Annotated in this window: 18 protein-coding genes; 6 read left to right on the top strand and 12 right to left on the bottom strand. The window is 72.3% G+C overall.

Annotation, left to right across the window (positions count from 1 at the left end):
* Positions 1-9: 9 nt before the first annotated feature.
* Positions 10-3579: an AfsR/SARP family transcriptional regulator gene (locus tag AB0E24_RS36455; protein WP_359383701.1), complete on the bottom strand. Its 3570-nt coding sequence runs from the start codon at positions 3577-3579 to the stop codon at positions 10-12.
* A 261-nt stretch (positions 3580-3840) separates the two neighbouring features.
* Between AB0E24_RS36455 and AB0E24_RS36460 the strand changes: the two genes are divergently transcribed.
* On the top strand, positions 3841-4638 hold the full coding sequence (locus AB0E24_RS36460) for a site-2 protease family protein (protein ID WP_079257362.1): 798 nt from the start codon (positions 3841-3843) through the stop codon (positions 4636-4638).
* Between the two features lie 289 nt (positions 4639-4927).
* Here AB0E24_RS36460 and AB0E24_RS36465 read toward each other — a convergent pair whose 3' ends face one another.
* The 6 genes from AB0E24_RS36465 to AB0E24_RS36490 all read right to left on the bottom strand — a co-directional run bounded on the left by AB0E24_RS36465 (position 4928) and on the right by AB0E24_RS36490 (position 10445).
* Positions 4928-5131, bottom strand: coding sequence for a hypothetical protein (locus tag AB0E24_RS36465; protein WP_167501261.1), 204 nt, complete (start codon positions 5129-5131; stop codon positions 4928-4930).
* A 101-nt stretch (positions 5132-5232) separates the two neighbouring features.
* On the bottom strand, positions 5233-5988 hold the full coding sequence (gene npdG / locus AB0E24_RS36470; protein ID WP_079260423.1) for an NADPH-dependent F420 reductase: 756 nt from the start codon (positions 5986-5988) through the stop codon (positions 5233-5235).
* A gap of 47 nt (positions 5989-6035) precedes the next feature.
* Positions 6036-7031 (bottom strand): carbohydrate ABC transporter permease, encoded by a 996-nt coding sequence (locus AB0E24_RS36475; RefSeq protein WP_359383704.1) that lies wholly within the window; start codon positions 7029-7031, stop codon positions 6036-6038.
* Positions 7028-7960 (bottom strand): carbohydrate ABC transporter permease, encoded by a 933-nt coding sequence (locus tag AB0E24_RS36480; protein ID WP_069869252.1) that lies wholly within the window; start codon positions 7958-7960, stop codon positions 7028-7030. The genes AB0E24_RS36475 and AB0E24_RS36480 overlap by 4 nt, the downstream gene beginning before the upstream one ends.
* Positions 7961-7965: 5 nt before the next feature.
* On the bottom strand, positions 7966-9321 hold the full coding sequence (locus AB0E24_RS36485; RefSeq protein ID WP_359383707.1) for an ABC transporter substrate-binding protein: 1356 nt from the start codon (positions 9319-9321) through the stop codon (positions 7966-7968).
* On the bottom strand, positions 9318-10445 hold the full coding sequence (locus tag AB0E24_RS36490; protein ID WP_102934372.1) for a sialidase family protein: 1128 nt from the start codon (positions 10443-10445) through the stop codon (positions 9318-9320). Before AB0E24_RS36490 ends, AB0E24_RS36485 begins: the two co-directional genes overlap by 4 nt.
* Positions 10446-10707: 262 nt before the next feature.
* Between AB0E24_RS36490 and AB0E24_RS36495 the strand changes: the two genes are divergently transcribed.
* Both AB0E24_RS36495 and AB0E24_RS36500 read left to right on the top strand, forming a co-directional pair.
* On the top strand, positions 10708-11313 hold the full coding sequence (locus AB0E24_RS36495; RefSeq protein ID WP_359383710.1) for a hypothetical protein: 606 nt from the start codon (positions 10708-10710) through the stop codon (positions 11311-11313).
* Between the two features lie 703 nt (positions 11314-12016).
* On the top strand, positions 12017-13339 hold the full coding sequence (locus AB0E24_RS36500) for an MFS transporter (RefSeq protein WP_359383819.1): 1323 nt from the start codon (positions 12017-12019) through the stop codon (positions 13337-13339).
* 80 nt (positions 13340-13419) lie between these two features.
* Here AB0E24_RS36500 and AB0E24_RS36505 read toward each other — a convergent pair whose 3' ends face one another.
* Positions 13420-13644 (bottom strand): hypothetical protein, encoded by a 225-nt coding sequence (locus AB0E24_RS36505; RefSeq protein WP_069869248.1) that lies wholly within the window; start codon positions 13642-13644, stop codon positions 13420-13422.
* 72 nt (positions 13645-13716) lie between these two features.
* On the opposite strand from AB0E24_RS36505, the gene map reads away from it, so the two are divergent.
* Positions 13717-14574 carry a type I methionyl aminopeptidase gene (map, locus tag AB0E24_RS36510; protein WP_069869247.1) on the top strand — a complete coding sequence of 286 codons (858 nt, stop codon included), beginning with the start codon at positions 13717-13719 and terminating at the stop codon, positions 14572-14574.
* A 169-nt stretch (positions 14575-14743) separates the two neighbouring features.
* On the top strand, positions 14744-15388 hold the full coding sequence (locus tag AB0E24_RS36515; RefSeq protein ID WP_359383713.1) for a biliverdin-producing heme oxygenase: 645 nt from the start codon (positions 14744-14746) through the stop codon (positions 15386-15388).
* A gap of 111 nt (positions 15389-15499) precedes the next feature.
* Here AB0E24_RS36515 and AB0E24_RS36520 read toward each other — a convergent pair whose 3' ends face one another.
* Together AB0E24_RS36520 and AB0E24_RS36525 are read right to left on the bottom strand one after the other, a co-directional pair.
* A complete protein-coding gene (locus AB0E24_RS36520; RefSeq protein ID WP_102934378.1) occupies positions 15500-16039 on the bottom strand; it encodes a GNAT family N-acetyltransferase in 540 nt (179 codons plus the stop codon).
* The gene (locus AB0E24_RS36525) at positions 16024-17382 is read right to left on the bottom strand and encodes a helix-turn-helix transcriptional regulator (RefSeq protein ID WP_518524788.1); all 1359 of its coding nucleotides are present in this window, start codon (positions 17380-17382) and stop codon (positions 16024-16026) included. The genes AB0E24_RS36520 and AB0E24_RS36525 overlap by 16 nt, the downstream gene beginning before the upstream one ends.
* Before the next feature lie 112 nt (positions 17383-17494).
* Between AB0E24_RS36525 and AB0E24_RS36530 the strand changes: the two genes are divergently transcribed.
* Entirely contained in the window at positions 17495-17854 is a 360-nt protein-coding gene (locus AB0E24_RS36530; RefSeq protein WP_308311531.1) for an ATP-binding protein, read from the top strand.
* A gap of 343 nt (positions 17855-18197) precedes the next feature.
* Here the strand turns inward: AB0E24_RS36530 and AB0E24_RS36535 are convergent, their stop codons facing one another.
* Together AB0E24_RS36535 and AB0E24_RS36540 are read right to left on the bottom strand one after the other, a co-directional pair.
* Positions 18198-19796, bottom strand: coding sequence for an HtaA domain-containing protein (locus AB0E24_RS36535; protein WP_359383719.1), 1599 nt, complete (start codon positions 19794-19796; stop codon positions 18198-18200).
* A 131-nt stretch (positions 19797-19927) separates the two neighbouring features.
* Entirely contained in the window at positions 19928-21379 is a 1452-nt protein-coding gene (locus tag AB0E24_RS36540; RefSeq protein ID WP_359383722.1) for an HtaA domain-containing protein, read from the bottom strand.
* Positions 21380-21496 lie beyond the last annotated feature (117 nt).

Consider the following 21496-nt stretch of genomic DNA (forward strand, 5'->3'; position numbering starts at 1 on the left):
CACGGCCGCTCAGACCAGCGCGACGGCCTCCTCCAGGGTGAGGCCCATGCCCTCGGCGTGGACGCGCTCGTACGCGGCGTCCCCGAGTTCGGCCCGCGCCGCGGTCTCGGTCCGCTCCCGCCCCGTCCGCTCGATCGCGGACCTCCGGTAGTACTGGGGCTTGCGCAATGTGTCATACGCTCCCGCCAGCCGCGCCGCGGTTTCGGCCCGTTCGGGGCCGCCGAGGGCGCTCAGCGCCTCGGCGGCGGTGAGCAGTTGGGTCACCGGGATGAACGGCGCGATCAGCCCCGTCATCCGGCCGGAGGTCTTCACCAGCCCACCGCGTACGGTCGCCAGGGCGTCGTCCGGCCGTCCCTCCAGCAGGTCCACCCAGGCGAGCATCCCCTCCGCCATCCCCTCGAACAGCTTCAGCGCACGCCTCTCGAACTCCCCGTGCAAGGTGACCAGAAGGGCCCGCGCCTCCCCGACGCGGCCGGTGGTGCCGCAGTGCTGCGCCAGATGGACCCGGGCATACGCCAGCGCCTCCGCGCCCACCTGCGGCCCCTGCTCGACCACTTCGCGCAGCATCCGCTCGCCCTTCGCGGCCTCCTCCTCGTCCCCGAACTCCACGAACACCCCGGCCAGCCGGGCCCGGAGCCACAGCACCTGCTCATGGGCGCCGAGGTCCTGGGCGCAGCGGATCGCCGCGCGGTAGTCGGCGGCCGCGGCCGCGCCCTCGCCGCGCTGCTCCCGTGTCTCGCCGCGGCCGGCCAGCGCCTCCGCCGCGCCCCAGGTGTCACCGATGCGGCGGAAGATCTCCAGGGCCTCGTCGGCGTCGCGGATCGCGCCCTCGTTCTCACCGCTCCGCTCGTTGTAGATCCTGGCCCGGAGCTGGAGGGTGAACGCCAGCTCCCACTCATAGCCCAGTTCACGGCAGGTGCGCACGGACTCGTCGGCCATCTCCCGCAACATCCCGAGGTCGCCCTTGAGGACCACCGCGAAGAACCACAGGACGCCCGGGAGACGGCAGGTCTGGGGCAGCCCCGCCCGGTAGGCGGCGACGATGCCCTCCAGCTCGCGCTGGGTGTCCTCGCCCACCACGGCCTGGAGGTCGCCCTCGATGTTGGCCAGCGCGAACAGCCGCACCCCGCGCCGCGCCTCCACCAGCAGTTCGGGCTCCATCGGCGGCGGGGCGGCGGTGCAGCTGATGTGCAGCGGCGGCGCGGGGACCACGGGCGGTGCGAAGGGGCTCGGCCCGAGCTCGGCCGCGGCAGTCGCCCAATGGCGCGACTCGGCGCGGTGGCCGCGCAGATGCCAGAACCAGCCGAGCGAGAGCACCAGGCACAGCGCCTCCTGCTCGTCGCGGGCGGCCACGGCCAGACGCAGTGCGGTGCGCAGATTCTCGTGCTCCGTCTCCAGCCGGACCATCCAGTGGCGCTGGGCGGGGCCGCGCAGCAGCGGATCGGCGGTACGGGCCAGCTCCCGGTAGGCGACCAGATGGCGCCGTTCGACCGCAGCCCGCTCACCGGACTCGTCCAGCCGCTCCGCCGCGTACTCGGCGACGGTCTCCAGCAGCCGGTACCGCATCTCCCCGTCCGCCCCGGGCTCCGCCGCGGGCGCGGTGACGACCAGCGATTTATCGATAAGGGAACCGAGCAGCACGGCCACGTCCCGGGGCTCCACGCCCCCGGGGCGCCCCTCCGCGTCCCCGCACACCGCCTCCGCCTCGGCGAGACCGCAGCCGCCGGCGAAGACGGACAGCCGGGCGAGCACCGTGCGTTCGGCGGCGTCGAGCAGGCCCCAGGACCAGTCGACAACGGCCCGCAGGGTCTGCTGGCGGGGCAGCGCCGTACGGCTGCCGCTGGTCAGCAGGCGGAAGCGGTCGTCCAGCCGGTCGGCGAGCTGCCGCGGGGTGAGCAACCGCAGTCGCGCGGCGGCCAGTTCGATCGCCAGGGGCAGTCCGTCGAGACGTCGGCAGATCTCGGCACACGCGGCCGGATCGTCCTCCGTACGGAACCCGGGCCGGGCCGCCGCGCCCCGGTCCTGGAGCAGCCGCAGCGCGACGGGGTCGGGCAGCGGCTCCACGGGGCGCACCAACTCGCCCGGCACGGCGAGGGGTTCGCGGCTGGTGGCCAGGATGGTGACCCCGGGGCAGTGGGCGAGCAGGGACTCGGCGAGATGCGCCGCGGCCTCCACGAGGTGTTCGCAGTTGTCGAGCACGATCAGCATCCGGCGCGGGGCGCAGTGCTCGATGAGCCGGGCGCGCGGATCGCGCACGGTCGGGTCGGCCGCGGCACGCAGCCCTTCGGCCGCCGTGCCGAGGATGACCGTCTCGCGCCCCCCGACCGCGCTGAGGACCGTCTCAGGAACGGTCTCGGGGTCGTCCACGGGCGCGAGTTCGGCCAGCCACACCCCGTCCGGCCAGGCGGACGCGGCCGACTCGGCGGCCTCCTGCGACAGCCGCGTCTTCCCGGCGCCGCCGGGCCCGAGGAGGGTGATCAGCCGATGCCCGGCCAGATCGCCGCGCAGGGTCACCAAGTCGCCCTCGCGACCGACAAAGCTGGTCAGCCGCGCCCGCAGATTCCCACCACCGGCACGGCCGGGCACGAGACCGGACGATGCGGGACCGGGCGATGCGAGACCGGACGGCGCGGGACCGTGCGGCACGGTCCCGTGCGGAACGCGACCGGGCGGAACGCGACCAGACGATACGAGACCGGACGGCACGGGACCGGGCGATGCGAGACCGGACGGCGCGGGACCAGACGGCACTCGACCAGACGGCACGGGACCAGACGAAACCGAACCGGACGGCGCGGAACCCGACGAAACCGAACCGGCCGCGGCGGACCCCGGCCGCACCACCGGGAAACCCTCCCCGGACGCCCCCAGCAGCTCGGCGTGGAGCGCCCTCAGCTCCGGCCCCGGATCGACGCCCAGCCGCTCGGCGATCTCCGTACGGATCTCCTCGTACGCGGCCAGCGCCTCCGCCGCACGCCCCACGTCCCGCAGCGCGCGGATGCGCAGCGCGTGCAGCGGCTCATCCAGGGGGTGGGCGTCGCAGAGCCCGGTGAGCGCGGGGAGTGCCTGGCCACCGCGGCCGAGGGCGAGATCGGCGGCGAGCCGGGCGCGCCGCGCCTCCAGCCGCCTCGCCTCGGCGCGGGCGGCGGGCGCGGTGGCGTCGGGCAGATCGCTGAGCGCGGGCCCGCGCCACAGCCCGAGGGCGGCGTCGAGGAGGTCGACGGCCTTGGCCGGATCGCCGTCGGCGAGGGCTCGGGTGCCCTCGTCCGCGAGCCGTTCGAAGCGGTGCAGATCGATGTCGTCGGGGTCGGCGCTCAGCCGGTACCCGCCCGGAACGGACTCCACGGCGTCCTTGCCGAGCGCCCGCCGCAACCGCCCGACCAGGGCCTGGAGCGCGCCCTGCTCATCGGCGGGCGGGTCGGTGTCCCAGATCTCCCCGATGAGCGCCCCGGTGGTCCGCACCCGCCCGGCCGCCAGCGCGAGCGCCGTCAGCAGCGCACGCAGCCGCGCCCCGCCGATGGCCACGGGGGTGCCGTCGTCGTGGCGGGCCTGGGTGGTGCCAAGGATGCCGTAGCGCACGGACCCATTCTGATGGATGGCCCGCGGGCCGAGGTGTCGGCCTCAGACGCGCATCAGGCAACCGGATCTGCTCTTGCAGTTCCAACGCCCGGTCCTCCGCGCTCGTCACTGTTCCTCCCTGGCCAGGTCGTTCTCAGACTAGCCGCTGGGCACCCCGCCCGCGTGGCGCTGATCACGTCTGTTCCCTCTCGCCCGGAACTCCGCGCACACTGATCACCGTTCTTCCGTCAGTGCCCACTCCCCGTATGGAGACCCCACCCGATGACCACCGCCATCAGCCGCCGCGACCGGCGCATCAGCCCCGTCTTCCTCGGTCTGTTCGCGATCATGGTCGTGTCCGCGTGGGCCGTGTGGACGGAGTACTCCGCGAGCCCCGGCTTCGCCGTCTTTCTGTTCGTCGTCTCCGGCTGGATCGTCTCGCTCTGTCTGCATGAGTACGCCCATGCCCGCACCGCGCTGCACGGCGGGGATCTGTCGATCGGCGCGAAGGGCTATCTGACCCTCAACCCGCTGAAGTACACCCATGTGGCGCTGAGCATCGTGCTGCCCGTGATCTTCGTGATCATGGGCGGGATCGGGCTGCCGGGCGGGGCGGTGTTCATCGAGCGGCACCGGATCCAGGGCCGCTGGAAGCACAGTGTGATCTCGGCCGCGGGCCCGCTGACGAACGTGCTGTTCGCGGCCGCGCTGACCGCCCCCTTCTGGCTCGGCGCCACCGACCAGGTGCCGGAGCTCTTCCGCTATGCCCTCGCCTTCCTGGCGCTGCTCCAGGTCACGGCGGCGATTTTGAACTTCCTGCCGGTGCCGGGCCTGGACGGCTACGGGGTGATCGAGCCCTGGCTGTCCTACCGCATCCGGCGCCAGGTCGAGCCGTACGCGCCGTTCGGACTGCTCGCGGTCTTCGGCATCCTGTGGATACCCGAGGTCAACCAGGCGTTCTTCAACGCGGTCGACGCGCTGATGCGGGCCCTGGGCGTCACGGAGTGGGACACCTACTGGGGTCAGGAATTCTTCCGCTTCTGGCAGGGCGAGCCCGATATCGCCGGATTCCGCTCGTAGGGGGCGCCTGCGGCGGGCTGTTCCCCTCCCCGCCCCTTCCCGACACCTGACGATATGCGGCTCCGCCGCGTGGGGGGCTCCGCCCCAGACCCCGCTCCTCAATCGCCGGAGGGGCTGAAATCAGCCCGTCGGGGGGCACCTCCCAGCGGTAGCTGGGGGAGATTGAGGACACGCCCGAAGGGCGTCCGGGGTCCAGGGGCGAAGCCCCTGCCACGCGGCGGAGCCGCAAGTGGATGCCGCGGGAAGGGGCGGGGAGGGGAAAGCAGCCCGCCGCAGGCGCCCCGTGGCCTCAGCCCGCCGCGCCCGTGCTGCTCTCGCGGTCGGCCGCGCGGTCGGCGCGGGCCTTGCGGAGGTAGTACCAGGCCATGTTGGACGAGATACCGGCGATCAGGATCCAGACGATGCCGAGCCAGCTCCCCCGTGCGAAGGACACGACGGCCGCGGCGATCGCGAGGACGCAGACGGCCAGGGTGTAGAGGGCGAGGCGGGGCATGGGGTCGGCTCCTGTCGGGGGGTGTGTCACTCCCCGACATTGTCCCCCATGCACCGCCGGAGGGGCCGGGCGCCCCGGGTGTCCGCGGGCGCATGGACCCCTCAGACGTCCGTGACGCGCAGGCCCGCGTGGGCCTTGTAGCGGCGGTTGACCGAGATCAGGTTGGCGACCAGGGACTCCACCTGGTGGGCGTTGCGCAGCCGGCCCGCGTAGACGCCGCGCATACCGGGGATGCGGGCCGCGAGCGCCTGGACCAGGTCCGTATCGGCGCGGGACTCGCCCATGACCATCACATCGGTGTCGATCTGCTCGACCTCGGGGTCCTGGAGCAGCACGGCCGAGAGGTGGTGGAAGGCCGCGGTGACCCGGGAGTCCGGGAGCAGGGCGGCGGCCTGCTCGGCGGCGCTGCCCTCGTCCGGCGTCAGCGCGTACGCGCCCTTCTTGTCGAAGCCCAGCGGGTTGACGCAGTCGATGACCAGCTTCCCGGCCAGCTCCTCGCGCAGCCCCTCCAGCGTCTTGGCGTGGCCGTCCCAGGGGACGGCCACGATGACGATGTCGCTGCGGCGCGAGCACTCGGCGTTGTCCGCGCCCTCCACGCCGAGCTCCGCGCCGCCCAGCTCCCGCGCCGCGGTCTGCGCGCGCTCGGCGACCCGGGAGCCGATGATCACCTTCTGACCGGCCCTGGCCAGCCGGTAGGCGAGGCCGCGGCCCTGGTCACCGGTGCCACCCAGGACGCCGACGGTCAGCCCGGCCACGTCGGGGAGGTCCCAGGGGTCCTTGGCGGGAGCCTTCTTCGCGGGGGCGCCGGACGCGGGACTCGCGGCATGAGCGGCATGAGGTGCATCAGGAGTAGTCATGACAGTGATCCTGTCACGCACCGCCGTCACCTTCACGGTGACGTCTCTTACGCCTTGACACTCCCCTCCGTCAGCCCCGTGCGCCAGTACCGCTGGAGTACGCCCATCAGCACCATCAGCGGCAGCACGGACAGGAACGCCCCGCCGACCGTGTACTGGTACAGCTCCGGCTGCCGGTCCGCGTACCCCTGCCAGGACGTCAGGCCGAGCTGGATCGGATAGAGATCGGAGTCGGAGAGCATGACCAGCGGCAGAAAGAAGTTGTTCCAGATGTGCACGAACTGGAAGAGGAAGACGGTGACCAGCGCCGGGGTCATCAGCCGCAGCCCCAGCGTGGAGAAGATCCGGGCCTCCCCCGCGCCGTCGATCCGCGCCGCCTCCAGGAGCGAGTCCGGGACGGCGGCGGCCGCGTAGATCCGGCACAGATAGACCCCGAAGGGGCTGACGACGCTGGGGATCAGCACGGCCCAGTAGGTGTTGGCCAGCCCGATCTCGCTGAACAGCAGATAGAGCGGGAGGGCGAGCGCCGTGCCCGGGATGAGCACTCCGGCCAGGATGACGTTGAAGATCCCCTCCCGGCCGGGGAAGCGGTACTTGGCCAGGGCGTACCCGGCCGCGGCCGACAGCAGGGTGGCGGCGAGCGCGCCGACGCCCGCGTACATCAGGCTGTTGGCGAACCAGCGGACGTAGATGCCGTCGTCGTAGGTGAGTACCCGGTGCAGATAGTCCAGCGGATGCGGGTCGTGGAACCAGAAGCCGAAGGTGCCGAAGAGATCGCTGCTGGACTTGGTGGAGGAGACGACGAGCCAGTAGACCGGGGTCAGGAAGTAGACGGCGGCGACGGTGAGCAGCGAGACGGTGATGATCCGGTGCCGCAACGGGGGTTCCGACCCGCCGCGGCCCGCCCGGCCCCGCGCCGCGCGGCGGCGGCCCGCACCGGGCCGGGCGCCGGACGGGGCCGTCTCGGGCGCCTGCCCGGGTACGGCCGCGCCGGTGGGCTGGTCGGCGATCGCGCCGCCCGCCAGGTCGTTCGCCTCGTTCATCCGCTCTCGCCGTCCTTCCCCCGCTGTCCCACGAGCCTGAGGAATCCGAAGGACAGGACGCAGGCGACGAGGGCGAGCAGCACCGCCTCGGCCGCCGCGATGTGCTGGTTGTTGCTGGTGAACGCCTCGTTGTAGGCGGCCAGATTGGGGGTGTAGCCGGAGTCGATGGAGTTGCTGAGCGGTTTGAGCACCTTCGGTTCGGCGAAGAGCTGGAGGGTGCCGATGAGGCTGAAGACGGTGGTGAGCACGAGCGCGGGCCGGATCAGCGGGAGTTTGATGTGCCGGGCGACCTGCCAGGCACTGGCCCCGTCGATCCGCGCCGCCTCGTACAGCTCGCCGGGTACGGCCTTGAGCTGGGCGATCAGCACCAGCATGTTGTAGCCGGTGAACTGCCAGGTGACGATGTTGGCGATGGACCACAGCACCGCCCCGCGGCCCAGGAAGTCCACGTCCCAGCCCGCCGAATGGGCCATCTCCACCAGCGGGCTGATCCCGGGGACGTAGAGGAAGCCCCACAGGATCGAGGCGATCACACCGGGCACGCCGTACGGCAGGAAGAAGGCGGTCCGGAAGAAGCCGACCCAGCGTGCGGAGGCCGCGTCCAGCAGCAGCGCCAGCCCGGTGGCGAGGGCGATCATCACCGGGATCTGGACCGCGCCGAAGAGCAGCACCCGCCCGAAGCCCGCCGTGAACCGGTCGTCCTCCAGGGCGTGGACGTAGTTGGACAGGCCCGCCCACACCTGTTTGGTCTCCCCGCCGAGGCCGAGCGGCCCGGTGCGCTCGACCTTCAGCAGGCTTTCGTAGAGGGCGTAGCCGATGGGGGCGATGAAGCACAGCAGGAAGAGGGCGAGGAAGGGCAGCAGAAACCCGGACGCCGCCCGGACGCTGCGTGCCTCGGCCCGGGTGAGGCGGCGGGGCACCCCTCTCATCGGCCTCACCCGGCCTTCACCTGGAGACCCTTTTCCTTCAGATCGCTGATCGTCTCGCCCTGCACCTTCTTCAGCACCGAGCGGAAGGAGGAGCCGTCCCCGATGGCCGCCGTGAAGGCGTCGCCGAGCCGCTGGTAGAGGGTGTCCGTGGCGGGTCCCCACTTCCAGCTGGTGTCCACGCCCTTGCTCGCCTCGTCGAAGACCTTGCTGTACGCCTGGCCGCCGAAGAAGTCCTTGTGCACATCGAGCTGGGAGGTGGTGTACCCCTGTTTGGCGCCCGGGGTGCCATAGCCGTTCTCGATCAGGAGCTTGATGGACTCGGGGTCGGTGTTGAGCCAGATCGCGAAGGCCAGCGCGTCCTTGGGGTACTTGGTCTTGGCGAAGACCGCGGTGGTGGAGCCGCCCCAGTTGGCGTAGGCGGCGTCGCCCTTCTTCCACTGCGGCATGGGCACCACACGCCACTTGCCCGCGGTCTTGGGGGCGTTGCCGACCAGCAGGGCATCGCCCCAGCTGGCGCCGAGCCAGGCGGCCATGGCACCGGTCTGGACATCCTTGTACCAGGCGTTCTGCCGGTCCGGGATGGTCTTGATGAGCTTCCGCCGGACCAGTTCGTACCAGTAGTCGGCGACCTTACGGGTGGGCTCGTCGTCGATGGAGACGGTCCAGGTGTCGCCCTCGGAGCCGAACCAGCGCGCCCCGGCCTGCCAGGCCAGCCCGGCGAAGCGGTTGCCGTTGGTGGCCGAGAAGGTCTCGATCCAGGCGCCCTTCTTACGGATCGCCGTGGCCGCCGCCTCGTAGTCGTCCCAGGTGGTGGGCGGTTCTATGTCCCACTTCTCGAAGAGGTCCTGACGGATGAACAGGCCCATCGGACCGGACGCCTGCGGTACGGCGTAGACGGCCTTGCCGAAGACGGACTGCTGCCACTGCCAGCCGATGAACATGTCCTTGTGCTCGGCGACCCCGTACTCGGTCAGGTCCAGCAGCCCGTTGTCGATGAGGAAGCTGGGCACGACCGGGTATTCGATCTGGCCGAGGTCCGGCGGATTGCCCGCCTTGATGGCGGCGTGCATCTTGGCGTACTGGGCGCCGTCGACGGCCGAGACCTTCTCGACCTTGACCCGCACCTCGGGGTTCTTGCTGTTCCACAGGGCGACCGGCTTGTCGATGCCCGGCACCCAGGACCAGAAGGTCAGGGTGATCTTCTGGCCCTTCTTGCGGTCCTTGGGCTCATCGCCCCCGTCGTCGTCCGAGCCGCAGCCCGCGAGGGCGAACCCGGCGGCCGCGGCGGCCGCACCGCCGAGGACGGCACGGCGGGGCGTCCCGGACGGCCAAGTGTTCCCGTTTCCTGCGGTATCGCTCATACCAGCTCCTCCGTTGGAATGCGCCGGAATGTGATGGTCGAGTAGGCGCTGAAGTCGCCGGTCTCGTAGAGCAGTCCGACCGTGGCGTCATCGAGCCGGACCAGATCGGAGTAGGCGGCGGGCAGGCCGTTCACGGTGTGCGTGGGACGCCAGGTGACACCGCCGTCATGGCTGGTGCGGACGGTCATCAGCGCCCGGTACGCGGGGTCGGCGGGGCCGGAGAAGAGCAGCGCGTCCGGTTCGCCGAGGTGCAGCACACTGCCCTCGACCACGGGGGCGACCAGACCGGCCTGCGGCCGGAAGGGCAGGTCCAGGGTGGCGCCGCCGTCGCCGGAGTGGGCGTCGGCGCGGTTGCCGGGCGCCTCCGCGTCGGTGCGGGTGTTGAAGTAGACGCGGCCGTCGGGGAGTTGGGCGGCGGTGGTCTCGTTGACGTTGACATAGCCGTCGGGGTTGTCGTCCACGTACCCGATCCGCCAGGTGGCACCGTCGTCGTCGCTGAGCAGATCGTGGCCGCCGTTGTACCGCCCCTCGGTGCCGTCGTCGCCGGGGACGGTCGGCGGCAGGGAGTGGTTGCCGGGGATGACGATCCGGCCCGCGTGGGCGCCGTACCGCAGCTGGAGGGCATGGCCGGGGGTGGTGGCGTACCAGCGCCATTCGGGCCGTTTGGTGCTCGCGGTGATCTCGCGGGCCCCGCTCCAGCTCGCGCCGTCGTCATCGCTGTACGTCAGCCACACCCGCCGTCCGTCGGCCGCGCTCACCTCACCGCGCCGGATCCGGTCCTCGGTGGCGGAGGCCGCGCTGCGGATGTGCACCAGCAGGACGCGGCCGTCGTGGGGGCCGCCGTCGAGGACGACGGGGGCGGGGTTGCCCGCCGTTCCGTCCTCGTTGCGGGCGACGATCTGTAACGCGCCCCAGGTCCGCCCGCCGTCGGCCGACCGCTTGAGCACCAGGTCGATATGGCCGTAGTCGGCGGAGGAGTCCACCCGGCCCTCGGCGAAGGCGAGGACGGTTCCGGCGCGGGTCAGCACGACCGCCGGAATCCGGTAGCTCGCGTACCCCTCGGTTCCCGCCCGGAATGGAACGGACACCTCGTACGAGCGTGCCGCCCCCGTACCGACTGTCATCAGACCTCCCGATGCCCCGTCGCAATCGAGTGCCGAGTCAGAAAAATAGGACGTAGGACGTCCCTTGTGTCCGGCGACCTTAGGGTTTGCCTCACAGAGCGTCAAGAGACGGCGCATGAACAGTTGGAGACGCAGAAAGGAGCACAAACGGCCGCCGGGCGGGGGCTCGATTGACGGCATGCCTGCCGCATATGCCCCGAACGAGTGAGCCGGGTCCGAATCGCGCCCGCCGGGGCGCCGGCCGGGGCAGGATCCGGATGCCATGGACGCCGTAAGGGTCGCGCTGCTGCGCGAAGTCCTCGCCGGAACCGAATGGCTCCAGGCCACCCGCCGCTTCGCGGGCTCGCTGCGGGCCGCGGTCGGGCCGCGCGAGGGGGGACTGCTGCTGCTCGGCAGCGAGAGTTACGAACCGTGGCACCTGGCCGCGCACCTCGACGACGAGGCGGCCTGGTCCGGACTGCCCGAGCTGTCCCCCACCCTCGTCCGCCACCGGGTGCCGGAGGGCGGCGCGGTGCCCGCGCATCTGGCGGTCGGCCTCGGGCGGCTGGAGGGGGCGGGCCGTGGGGAGACCCTGCTGGTGGTCGCACCGGACGACCCCGGGGCGGGGCTGCTCGAGCGGGTGAACGACGCCCGCCGGGGCGGGGCGACCGTGCTCGCCCTCGACGGCGGCGACACCGAGCTGCACACCCTGGCCCATGACGCGCTGTCCGCCCCCGAGGGCGGCGAACTCGGCCTCGACACCCTCCAGCACCTGGTCAGCGCGGCCGCCGGGGAGAACAGCCTGCCGCGCCCCGGCCGCCGCCGCTTCCAGGACCGACTGGCCCGCCTGGCCGAACACCTGGCGGCGCCGCCGCCCACACATTGGTGAGGGCCGCTCCGGGCCGCGGACCGGTCGGGGCCGTTCCGGCCCACGGACCGGTGAGGGCCGCTCCGGTGCGCGCACTGGTGAGGGCCGCTCCGACGCACGGACCGGTGAGGGCCGCTCCGGCCCGCGCACCGGTGAGGGTCGCCCTGGCCCGCGCACCGGTGAGGGTCGCTCCGGCGCGCACCGGTGAGGGCCGCCCTGGCCCGCACGCTGGTGAGGGTCGCTCCGGTGCGCACACCGGTGAGGGCCGCTCCGGCCCGCGCACTGGTGAGGGTCACCCCGGCCCGCACACCGGTGAGCGTCGCTCCGGCCCGCACACCGGTGAGGGCTCGTACGGGCCGTGCGGGCGGGGGTGGGCCACCTGCCCGCACTCCTGACGGCCAACCCGCCCGCGCACTCGCGACGGTGCCCCTCGGCGCACTCGGGACGGCGCCCCGCCCGCGCGCTCGTGACGGCGCCCCGCGAGGCCGAGGCCCCGCCTGCCGTCCGCCTGCCGTCCGCCTGCCGTAAGGCGCCGCACGGCCCCGGTCCCCACGGGCCGTGAGGCGCGCATGACCCCCGTAAGGGCGTCACGTCGTCCGTAAGGCGCCCACGGACCGTAAGACGGCCATCTCCGCAAGGCGCCGCATGGCCCGGTAAGGCGCCCACCGACCGTAATTCGGTTGCCCGGTTCGGCGGCCCCGCCGGACGATGTCACCTCGTGACCTTGACCGACCAGGACGACCCTCCGGCGCGCCGTGCGCGCCGTACGCCCCGGGCCCGCGCGCTGCTGCCCGACCTCGCCCCCTGGCACTCCTCGCGCGACTTCCGGCTGCTGTGGACCGCGGGGCTGGTGACCGCCTTCGGCAGCTTCCTGACGATGGTGGCGCTGCCGCTCCAGATCAAGGAGTTGACGGGCTCCGCCGCCGCGGTCGGCGCGATCGGGGCGGTCGAGCTGGTGCCGCTGATCGTCTTCGGGCTGTACGGCGGCGCGCTGGCCGACGCCGTGGACCGGCGGCGGCTGATCCTGCTGACCGAGGCCGGGCTCGGGCTGCTCGCCGCGCTGCTGCTGGTCAACAGCCTGCTGCCGGATCCCATGCTGTGGCCGCTGTACGTGGTGGCCGCGCTGACCAGCGCGCTGACCGGGCTCCAGCGCCCCGCCATCGACGCGGTGGTGGCCCGTATCGTCCCGCACGGCCAGCTGACCGCGGCCGCCGCGCTCAACGCGCTGCGCTGGCAGCTGTCCGCCATCGCGGGGCCCTCGCTCGCCGGGGTCGTCGTGGCGTACGCCGGGCTGCCGCTCGCCTACGGCCTCGATCTGCTGACGTTCGCCGTCTCCGGGCTCCTGGCCCTCCGGCTGACCGCCACCCCGCCCGCGCACGACGCCGAACCGCCGTCGCTGCGCGCGATCGGGGAGGGCGCGCGCTACGCCTGGCGGCGCAAGGAGCTGCTGGGCACCTACGCGGTGGACATGGCCGCCATGTTCTTCGCCTTCCCGAACGCGATCTTCCCCTTCCTCGCCGACGATCTGGACGCGCCCTGGGCGCTCGGCCTGATGTACGCGGCGGGGTCGGTCGGCTCGGTGGTGGTCAGCGCGACCAGCGGCTGGACGACCCGGATCCACCGCCACGGCCGGATGGTGGTCGCGGGCGCCGCGGTCTGGGGCCTGGCCATGGCGGCGGCAGGCTGGCTGTCCAACGTCTGGCTGGTGCTGCTGTGCCTGGCGGTAGCGGGCGGCGGGGACATGATCAGCGGGCTGTTCCGCTCCACGCTGTGGAACCAGACGATCCCCGAGAAGCTGCGCGGCCGCCTGGCCGGCATAGAGCTGCTGTCCTACGCGACCGGCCCCCAACTGGGCCAGGTCCGGGCCGGATCCATGGCCGGGTGGATGGGCGTACGGGCCTCGGTATGGTCCGGCGGAGTGGCCTGCGTCGCCTCGGTCGGCCTCCTGGCACTGGCCCTGCCCCGACTGATGAGCTACGACGCCCGGACGGACGAACACGCCCGCCGGGTACGCGAGTCACGCGAACTCAGCCCCACCCCGGACTGATCCCCCTCGGCGTCCGGGGCCCAGGTGCCGGGCCGGAGTCGTCGGGCCCGCCCTGGGGCTTCGGAGTGCGGAAGAGCGCCTCAGTCCGCCGCCGGGGGTTCGTCGTCGCGCCAGCGGGGGTCGTTTCGCCACTCCTCGTTGCGCTCGCGTGCCGTTTCCATCGCGCGGGCGGCCTCCTCGGGGGAGGCGTACGGGCCGAGGCGGTCGGCGGCGCGGCACTCCGGGCCCTCCTCGACCTTCTGGTGCTTGATGCAGTAGTACCACTCGCCGGGCTTCCCGGCGGTCCCTCTTCTGAACAGCGCCATCCCGGCCCCGACCTTCCGCTCGTACTCCCTTGCGGCCATGCTGCCCCATGCGCCGCCGATACACTCGCTGATATGTCTGGCCAGTCGCTTCTAGTCCCGGGGAAGCTCTCCCCCACCCGCTCCGTCCCCGCTTCGATCCCGCGTCCGGAGTACGTCGGTAAAGAGGGCCCGACACCCTATGACGGACCCGAGGTCCAGGACGCCGAAACGATCGAGCGCATGCGGATCGCGGGGCGGATCGCCGCACGGGCGATGGAGGAGGCCGCCAAGCTGATCGCGCCGGGGGTCACCACGGACGAGCTGGACCGGGTGGCCCATGAGTACATGTGCGACCACGGCGCGTACCCCTCGACGCTGGGCTACCGCAAGTTCCCCAAGTCGCTGTGCACCTCGGTCAACGAGGTCATCTGCCACGGCATCCCGGACACCACCGTCCTCAAGGACGGCGACATCGTGAACCTCGACGTCACCGCCTACATCGGCGGGGTGCACGGGGACAACAACGCCACCTATCTGTGCGGCGAGGTGGACGAGGAGTCGCGGCTGCTCGTGGAGCGCACCCGCGAGTCCCTCAACCGCGCGATCAAGGCCGTCAAGCCGGGCCGCCGGATCAACATCATCGGCCGGGTCATCGAGTCGTACGCCAAGCGCTTCGGCTACGGCGTGGTCCGCGACTTCACCGGCCACGGGATCAACAGCTCGTTCCACTCCGGTCTGATCGTGCCGCACTACGACAGCCCGCATCACACCACCGAGATCAAGCCGGGGATGACCTTCACCATCGAGCCGATGCTGACGCTCGGCACCCATGAGTACGACATGTGGGACGACGGCTGGACCGTGGTCACCAAGGACCGCAAGCGGACGGCGCAGTTCGAGCACACGCTGGTGGTGACGGACTCCGGGGCGGAGATCCTCACCCTGCCGTAGTGGGCTGACGGGTTCTGGCGAGTAGCGAGGCGAGTAGCGGGGCCTTACCGAGGGCCCCTTATTCCTCTGCGGGCAGTTTTACCGACAGCCTGTCGGGAAAGCATTGACGTAGCCAACGGTCTCTACTTAGGTAAGGCTAACCTACTCGCCTCGGCCCCGGAGGTCCACCGTGGAGTTCTCCGCCCTGATACGCACCGCCTCACGGGAAGCGCACTCGGACGTCGGGAGCTCGTCGTTCATGACCGACCTGCTCGGCGGGCGCCTGGGGGTGGCGGCCTACCGCCGCTACTCCGAGCAGCTGTGGTTCGTCTACCGCGCCCTGGAGTCCCCGGCCGACGCGCTCGCCGCGGACCCCGTGGCGGGCCCCTTCCTCCGGCCGGAGCTGGCCCGCATGGCCGAGCTGGAGCGCGATCTGGCCCACCTCGGCGGCCCGGACTGGCGCACCGGCCTGACCGCGCTGCCCGCCACGGCGGCGTACGCGGCGCGGGTGGCGGAGTGCGCCCGTGACTGGCCCGCGGGCTATGTCGCCCACCACTACACCCGCTATATGGGCGATCTGTCCGGCGGCCAGATCGTCCGGGACACGGCGGAGAAGACCTGGGGCTTCGACCGCAAGGGCGACGGCGTGCGGTTCTACGTCTTCGAGTCCATCGGCAACCCCGCCGCGTTCAAGCGCGAATACCGCGCACTGCTGGACGCGCTGCCGGTGGACGACCTGGAGAAGCAGCGCGCCGTGGAGGAGTGCAAGCGCGCGTACGCGCTGAATGCGGGGATCTTCCAGGATCTGGCCGAGGAGTTCCGGCTCAGCGCTTGAGCGGCCTGCGCGGCCTGCGCGGGGCGACTTGTACGGGATGGCCTGTGCGGGGCCGCCCGCAGGGTGCCTGCGGGCACCCTGCGGGGGCCGCACGAAGGCTGCCGCACCGGGTCAGGACAGGGGCAGCTCGGCGAGCATGACAGCGAAGACCGGGGAGTCCGGGAAGGGCTGGTCCTTGCCTACCTTACGGAAGCCCCAGGACTCGTACAGGGCCTGCACCCGGGGGTGTTCGGTGTCCACGAGCAGGACCACTAGATCCTCGTCCCGGTCTTCCATCAGCGCGCGGGTCAGCCGTTCGGACACGCCCTGTTTCCGCCACGCCGGGATGACGGCCAGTTCGGAGTACGAGAAGGTCCGGTGCTTCTCCGGCGCCGGGTCGAGGTGCTCGCGCCACCACTCGTGACCGGGGCTGCCCGGGGCGCCGTAGGCGAAGCCCACGGCCTTGTCGCCGTCGTACGCGATCACGCAGGCGAACCCCGGTCGGCCGCCCCAGTGGTCCACGAACCAAGGGAAGCGCTGATTGAAGGGGTCGTCCATCTCGTCCGCGAGGGCGTCGGCGTGTACGTCGATGAGCGTCTGGCGGATCTCCGGGAGATCGGTGTGGGTGAAGTGTCGGACGTTCAGCCCTGCGGCGGTCACGCGCGGCTCCATTCGGCTCGGTAGCGGTCTCCCCACTCGCGCGCCACGGTGGCCTTCGGCGCGAGGGAGATCAGGTCGCGGTAGTAGTCCCCGAGGAGGGACCGCATGCGTCCGGGGATCGGGTGCCCGTCCATCAGGTCGAAGACGGTGGAGGCCGTGGCGCACGCCTGGTCGACGTCGTGCTGGTGGAGCTGGGTCATGGCGAGCCGTGCGGTGGCCAGAGCACGGTTGCGGCGGAAGTGCTGGGGGATGTCGGCCAGGGCCTGATGGGAGGCGGCCTCGGCCTCCACGGGCTGGCCGATCTTGTCCCGGACGATGGACGTGAGGGCCAGCAGCTCGCCAGGTCCGTAGAAGGCGGTCCAACTCGGTCGGGGATCGTTCAGAGATGCCTTGTCCAGGGCCTCCCAGGCGCACCCGAGGGAGCGTAAGGCGGGCTGCCGCTCACCCAGGGTGGAGTGGCCGAGTGCCGTTCGGGCGTGGGCCAGAGAGGCGTAGAACGGATCCCGCCGAGCGATGGCCGTCGCCTGGGCCGCATAGCCGGAGTCGACCGCCTCGGTGTACGCACCACGATGGTGGGCGAGGATGGAGTACAAGTTCCAGGCTTCCAGCTCGAGGACGGAGTCCTTGGACATCCCGGCCAGATAGAGCGCCCGGTCCAGCAGGCCGCGAGCCCGGTCGGTGCGCTTGTCGTCGATGGCGGACCAAGCGGCACTGCACGTGTAGTCGGCGGCCACGCCGAACAGCCTCTGGCGGATGCGCTGGGAGGCACCCAGCTTCTGCTTCTCCAGCGCCTTGGCCGCCCCGGCAAGCGCCCTGCGCTCCAGTTCGTCGTGGCCTCCCCGTGTGGCGTCCACGGCCACCAGGGCGTCCAAGCCGGAACGGAGCCGGATCACGTCGGAGGTGCCTACGGAGTGCTGTGCGATGAGAGGGACGGCGACCGCGGCCGTCGTACCGGTGGTGGCCATCAGGAAGTTCCGGCGCCTCACGGGATCCTCCGGTTCTGTGGCGGGGCATCTTCGGGCTGGTGGGACGAATCCCAGTTCTTCGGCACTACATCCGAATACTGCCTCTAAGGCTGCCCGCTGCCGAGGGTGCGGCCAACGCGTCTTTCCGGTCAGCCAGTTGCGGACCGTCCGGTCGCTGACCGTGCCTTCGTGGCCGTCGCGGTGCAGATGAGTGTTCACCGCGTCCGCCAGGGCGGTCTGAGTGAGCCCGCTCTCGCGCAGGGCGCTGATGAGGTTTTCGTTCCCCTCCACGTACCCACCGTAGCGATGCGAGCCCCCTCCGTGAGGAGAGTCGGCCGAGAATTTCCGGCTGCGCGATGTGCATACCCGGGCGACATTTCCCGCTCTCACACGGCGAGCCGTCGTTCACTCGGACAAGGCCGCTCACTTCGCACCCACCGAGGTCCTGATGTCCGTGACCGCTACACCTCGCCCCACGGGGCACCCCGGGTACTCCCAGACCATGCGCCGCGTACCGGAAAGCGCGGAGGCCGCCCGCACGCTGGTGCGGGCCGCACTGGCCGCCTGGGGGCAGGAGGGCCTGATAGAGGACGCCGCGCTGGTCATCACCGAACTGGTCTCCAACGCCGTGGACCACGCCCGTCTGGAGTCGATCCGGGTCGTCGTCACCCGGCCCTCCGGGACGTTGGTCCGCTTCGGCGTTGTGGACCGCTCCCGCAACGTTCCCTACCTGCGGACGGACTCCAACGGCGACAACACCCGGGGCCGGGGGCTGCTGTTGGTCGACGCCCTCACCGACCGATGGGGGACGGACCGGTACCGCTGGGGCAAGCAGGTCTGGGGGGAGATGACGTGCGATTGATCATCCGCCTCGTCGACCGCCCGCTTGGCCTCATCACGGTGCTCCGGGCCAGGCCGCAGGAGCGCTGCTGATGGCGGGCGGCGAGCAGACCGAGGCCGCCTTGAACGCTGAGGAGTCGTGGTGGGCGGCCATCGAGCACGCTGCGGGCTGCCCGGCCTGCCGGACGCCCGGGGTCGTATGCCAGACCGGGGAGCGGCTGCTCAGCGTCTACGAGGAGGCAGCACGCCTGGCTCGGGCAGAGGAGGGCACATGAGGCGGCGCCGTCCGCGGGCGTCCGCGCCCAAGCCCGCGCCCACCGGGCAGAAGGAGGCGGTGAGCGCGGGCGTCTGGTGCGGCGGGTCGGTCAGGATCCGCCGGGGGCCGGCGCGTCGATGCGTCGGCGGGCGGCGGCGAGGACGGCCGCCGTGCCGACCGCGGCCATGACGGCGGCCCCGCCCAGCAGCGCCCCGGTGGGGATGTCCGTGCCGGTGGTGGCCAGGGAGCCGGTGCCGCCTGTGGTGGAGCCGCCGGTGACGGCCCCGCCGCCGGTGGTGGAGCCTCCGGTGTCCGTACCGCCCGTATCGTCGCCTCCACCGGTGTCGCCCGCGTTGCCGCCGGGCAGGTCGGCGTCCTCGTCCAGGGAGACGGCGACGGTGACCGGGTCGAGGGCGTCGCCCGCCGCGTAGAAGCCGCCGAACGCCTTGGCGCCGTCGGCCGTCAGGGCGGCCGGGACATCGGTGAGGGTGATGACCCCGTCCTCGGGCTCGGGGAGTGCGGAGCCCGTCGCGAGGTCGGCCACCTTGACGTCCTCGCTGTCGGTGACCTCGCCCGTCTCGCGGTCCTTCGAGGACACATCGGCCACCAGTGCGCCCTTGGCGCCCTCGACCTCGATGCTCAGATCGCTGAACTTCAGGTCCAGCGCGCCCTCATGGCCGGTGAAGCGGACCGCGCCGTCGAACGCCGCGTCCAGCGAGCCCTCGCCCGCGTCGTACGCGCCCTCGCCGTGCGGGAAGCGATAGCCGTCCCCGTGGTCGGCCGCGCCGCCGGTGAGCGTGATCTTCCCCTTGGCGATCGGGCCGGTGACGTAGTCCCGGAAGGACTTCTTCACGCCCCAGTCGAGGTTGCCGTCCACGACCCCGGGCGCCGCGCCGGAGGACTCGGTGGCGGGTGCCTCGGTGGGCCCGTTCGTGGTGCGGGTGGGGGTCGGGGCAGTCGGAGTCGGACTGGCCGACGGCGAGCGCGTGGGCGTGGGTGTCGCGGAGGGCGTCGGCGAGGTGGCGGCGCCCGATGTCACTGAGAGCGTGGCCGGGTCCAGCTCCTGCCCCTCCTGGTACATGTCGTTGAACGCCTTGGCGCCGTCGGCCGTGAGCTTCGCCGGGATGTCCGCGAAGGTCATCCGGCCGCCCTCCCCGGTGCCCGGCGTCACCCCGGACAGATCGAGGGTGGCGAGGGCGACGTCGTCGCTGGTCGTGCCGGACGAGGTGACATCGGCGGTGATCTCGCCCGAGGTGCCCTCCGTCCGCACCTTGAGGTCGGCGAGGGTGAGGTCGAGCGCCCCGGCGTGGCCCGTGAAGCGCACCTTGCCCTTGAAGGTGGTGTCCACGGCGTGCGTCGAGGTGTCGTACGTGCCCGTGCCGTCGGTGAAGGTGAACGGGCCGTTGTCCGGGGCCTGTTCGGCGCCGTCCGCGACCTCGATCGCGCCATGGGCTATCGGGCCGGTGACGTACTTCCGGAACCCCTCCTTCACACCCCACTCCAGGGTGCCGTCCTTGAGCTCCAGGCCCGGCGCGGCCGCCGCGTCCGCCGCGGCGTGCGCGGGCAGGGCGGTGACGGCGGCCCCGAGCGCGGCCGCGGCGACGACGGCCGTGGCGAGCGCCAGGGCGCCGCGGGCGGTGGGTCTGCGGGGTGCGGGTCCGCGAGGTGCGGGTCCGCGGGGTGTGGAGGTGGTAGGTGGGACGGTCATGGTCAGGTGCCTCCCGGTCGGAGTCGGGTGAGGAGTGGTGGCTGAGGGGCGTGGTGGGCAAGGCGTGGTGGGCAAGGCGTGGTGGGCCAGGACGCGGTCGGTAAGGGCGTGGTGGGCCAGGGCGTGGTGGGTCAGCGGGCCGGTCGGTCGGGTGGTGCGGCCGCCGCCCTGCGTCGGCGCCACCGCGGTACGAGGACGGCCGCGGCGATCAGCAGCGCGCCCCCGGCCCCGGCCGCCACCCACGGCGCGGCGGAGGAGTCCGACGACGAGGAGGCCGCCGCGGGCGACGCGGTGTGCCGGGCCTCCGGCTCGGCGGACCGCTCGGGTGTGGCGGAGGGCGAGTCGCCCAGGTCGGGCAGGGGCGGAAGAGCGGCCCCGGCGTCGAGGGCGACCGCGAGCGAGACCGGGTCCATGGCCGTGCCCGCCCGGTAGAGCCCGCCGAACGCCTCGGCGCCCCGCGAAGTGAGCGTGGCCGGGGCCTCGGTCAGCGCGATCAGGCCCTTCTCGGGGCGCAGTTGAGGGGCCTTGAAGGTGGCCACGGGCACGGCCCCGGCCGTGGTGCCGTCGCGGGTCACATCCGCCGCCAGCGTTCCGCGTCCGTCCGCGATCCGCAGGGACACCCCGCTCAGCGCGAGGTCGAGATCCTTGCCCCGGAAGGCGATCCGGCCCTGGAAGGTGGCGCTGAGGGTGTGCCGCCGCTCGTCGTACGTCCCCTTGCCGCCCGGGAAGCGGAAGAGCGCGCCGCCGTCCTGGGCCCCCCGCGACAGCCGCCACTCCCCCTTGGCGATCGGGCCGGTGACGTACTCCCGGAAGGTGCGGCGCACCCCCCAGTCGACGGCCGCCGTCGTGAAGGCACCGCGCGGCCGGTCCTTGTCGCGTTCAGCGCTGGGGCCTTGGGTCGGCTCGGCGCTCGGCTTCCGCGCGGGCGCGTCCACCGACAGGCTCACCGGATCCAGCTCCGTACCCGCCGCGTAGTACCCCGCGAACGCCTCGGCGCCCCGCGAAGTGAGCTTCGCCGGAAGGTGGTTGAGCACCACCGTCGATCCGCCGCCGCGCATGGCCACCCCGCCGAGGTCGAGGGTGGCCAGCGGCACCTGCCGGGCGCTGGTGATCTCGCCGCTGCCCTTGGCCTTGCCGGTCATATCGGCGTAGAGGGTGCCGCTGCCGCCTCCCTGGGCGATCCGGACGGTGGGGCTGCCGATGGTGAGGTCCAGCTGGTACGAGCCGTTCGGCCGCCGGTGGCCGAGGAAGCGCACCCCGCCGGAGAACGCCGCGTCGAACGCGCCGTCGGCCGGGTCGTAGGAGCCCGTGGCGGAGTGGAAGCGGAACTGGTCGCTGCCGACCGTCGCCGCCCCGTTCCGCAGGCTCCAGCTCCCCTTCGCGATGGGCCCGGTGACATAGCTCTGGAACGAGGACTTGATGCCCCAGTCCAGGCGCCCGCCCGCGACCGTACGGTCCGCCGCCCGCGCGGCGGGGCCGCTCAGCAGGGTGGCGCAGAGCGTGAGCGTGAGCACGGCGGCCGCGGTGAGCGCGGTGGACGTACGGACCTGCCGTGACGGCTCCGCTGGTCCCAACGGCAGCATCAGAGGCCCCTCCTCCCTCTAGTGAAGCAAGGCAAGGCTAACCTAAGCTATAGGCCGTCAGGTCGGAACAGCGCGACGACGCGGAAGGGCGGAAAGTGGATCAACCGCAGTCGGCAG

The sequence above is a fragment of the Streptomyces malaysiensis subsp. malaysiensis genome (assembly GCF_040653035.1).
Taxonomy (GTDB): Bacteria; Actinomycetota; Actinomycetes; order Streptomycetales; family Streptomycetaceae; genus Streptomyces; species Streptomyces malaysiensis.

Excerpts from the sequence above, each read along its gene's own strand:
- AB0E24_RS36460 (WP_079257362.1), top strand. The coding sequence starts at position 3,841 with ATGACCACCGCCATCAGCCGCCGCGACCGGCGCATCAGCCCCGTCTTC.
- AB0E24_RS36465 (WP_167501261.1), bottom strand. The coding sequence starts at position 5,131 with ATGCCCCGCCTCGCCCTCTACACCCTGGCCGTCTGCGTCCTCGCGATC.
- npdG (WP_079260423.1), bottom strand. The coding sequence starts at position 5,988 with ATGACTACTCCTGATGCACCTCATGCCGCTCATGCCGCGAGTCCCGCG.
- AB0E24_RS36475 (WP_359383704.1), bottom strand. The coding sequence starts at position 7,031 with ATGAACGAGGCGAACGACCTGGCGGGCGGCGCGATCGCCGACCAGCCC.
- AB0E24_RS36480 (WP_069869252.1), bottom strand. The coding sequence starts at position 7,960 with ATGAGAGGGGTGCCCCGCCGCCTCACCCGGGCCGAGGCACGCAGCGTC.
- AB0E24_RS36485 (WP_359383707.1), bottom strand. The coding sequence starts at position 9,321 with ATGAGCGATACCGCAGGAAACGGGAACACTTGGCCGTCCGGGACGCCC.
- AB0E24_RS36490 (WP_102934372.1), bottom strand. The coding sequence starts at position 10,445 with ATGACAGTCGGTACGGGGGCGGCACGCTCGTACGAGGTGTCCGTTCCA.
- AB0E24_RS36495 (WP_359383710.1), top strand. The coding sequence starts at position 10,708 with ATGGACGCCGTAAGGGTCGCGCTGCTGCGCGAAGTCCTCGCCGGAACC.
- AB0E24_RS36505 (WP_069869248.1), bottom strand. The coding sequence starts at position 13,644 with ATGGCGCTGTTCAGAAGAGGGACCGCCGGGAAGCCCGGCGAGTGGTAC.
- map (WP_069869247.1), top strand. The coding sequence starts at position 13,717 with ATGTCTGGCCAGTCGCTTCTAGTCCCGGGGAAGCTCTCCCCCACCCGC.
- AB0E24_RS36520 (WP_102934378.1), bottom strand. The coding sequence starts at position 16,039 with ATGGAGCCGCGCGTGACCGCCGCAGGGCTGAACGTCCGACACTTCACC.
- AB0E24_RS36530 (WP_308311531.1), top strand. The coding sequence starts at position 17,495 with ATGCGCCGCGTACCGGAAAGCGCGGAGGCCGCCCGCACGCTGGTGCGG.
- AB0E24_RS36535 (WP_359383719.1), bottom strand. The coding sequence starts at position 19,796 with ATGACCGTCCCACCTACCACCTCCACACCCCGCGGACCCGCACCTCGC.
- AB0E24_RS36540 (WP_359383722.1), bottom strand. The coding sequence starts at position 21,379 with ATGCTGCCGTTGGGACCAGCGGAGCCGTCACGGCAGGTCCGTACGTCC.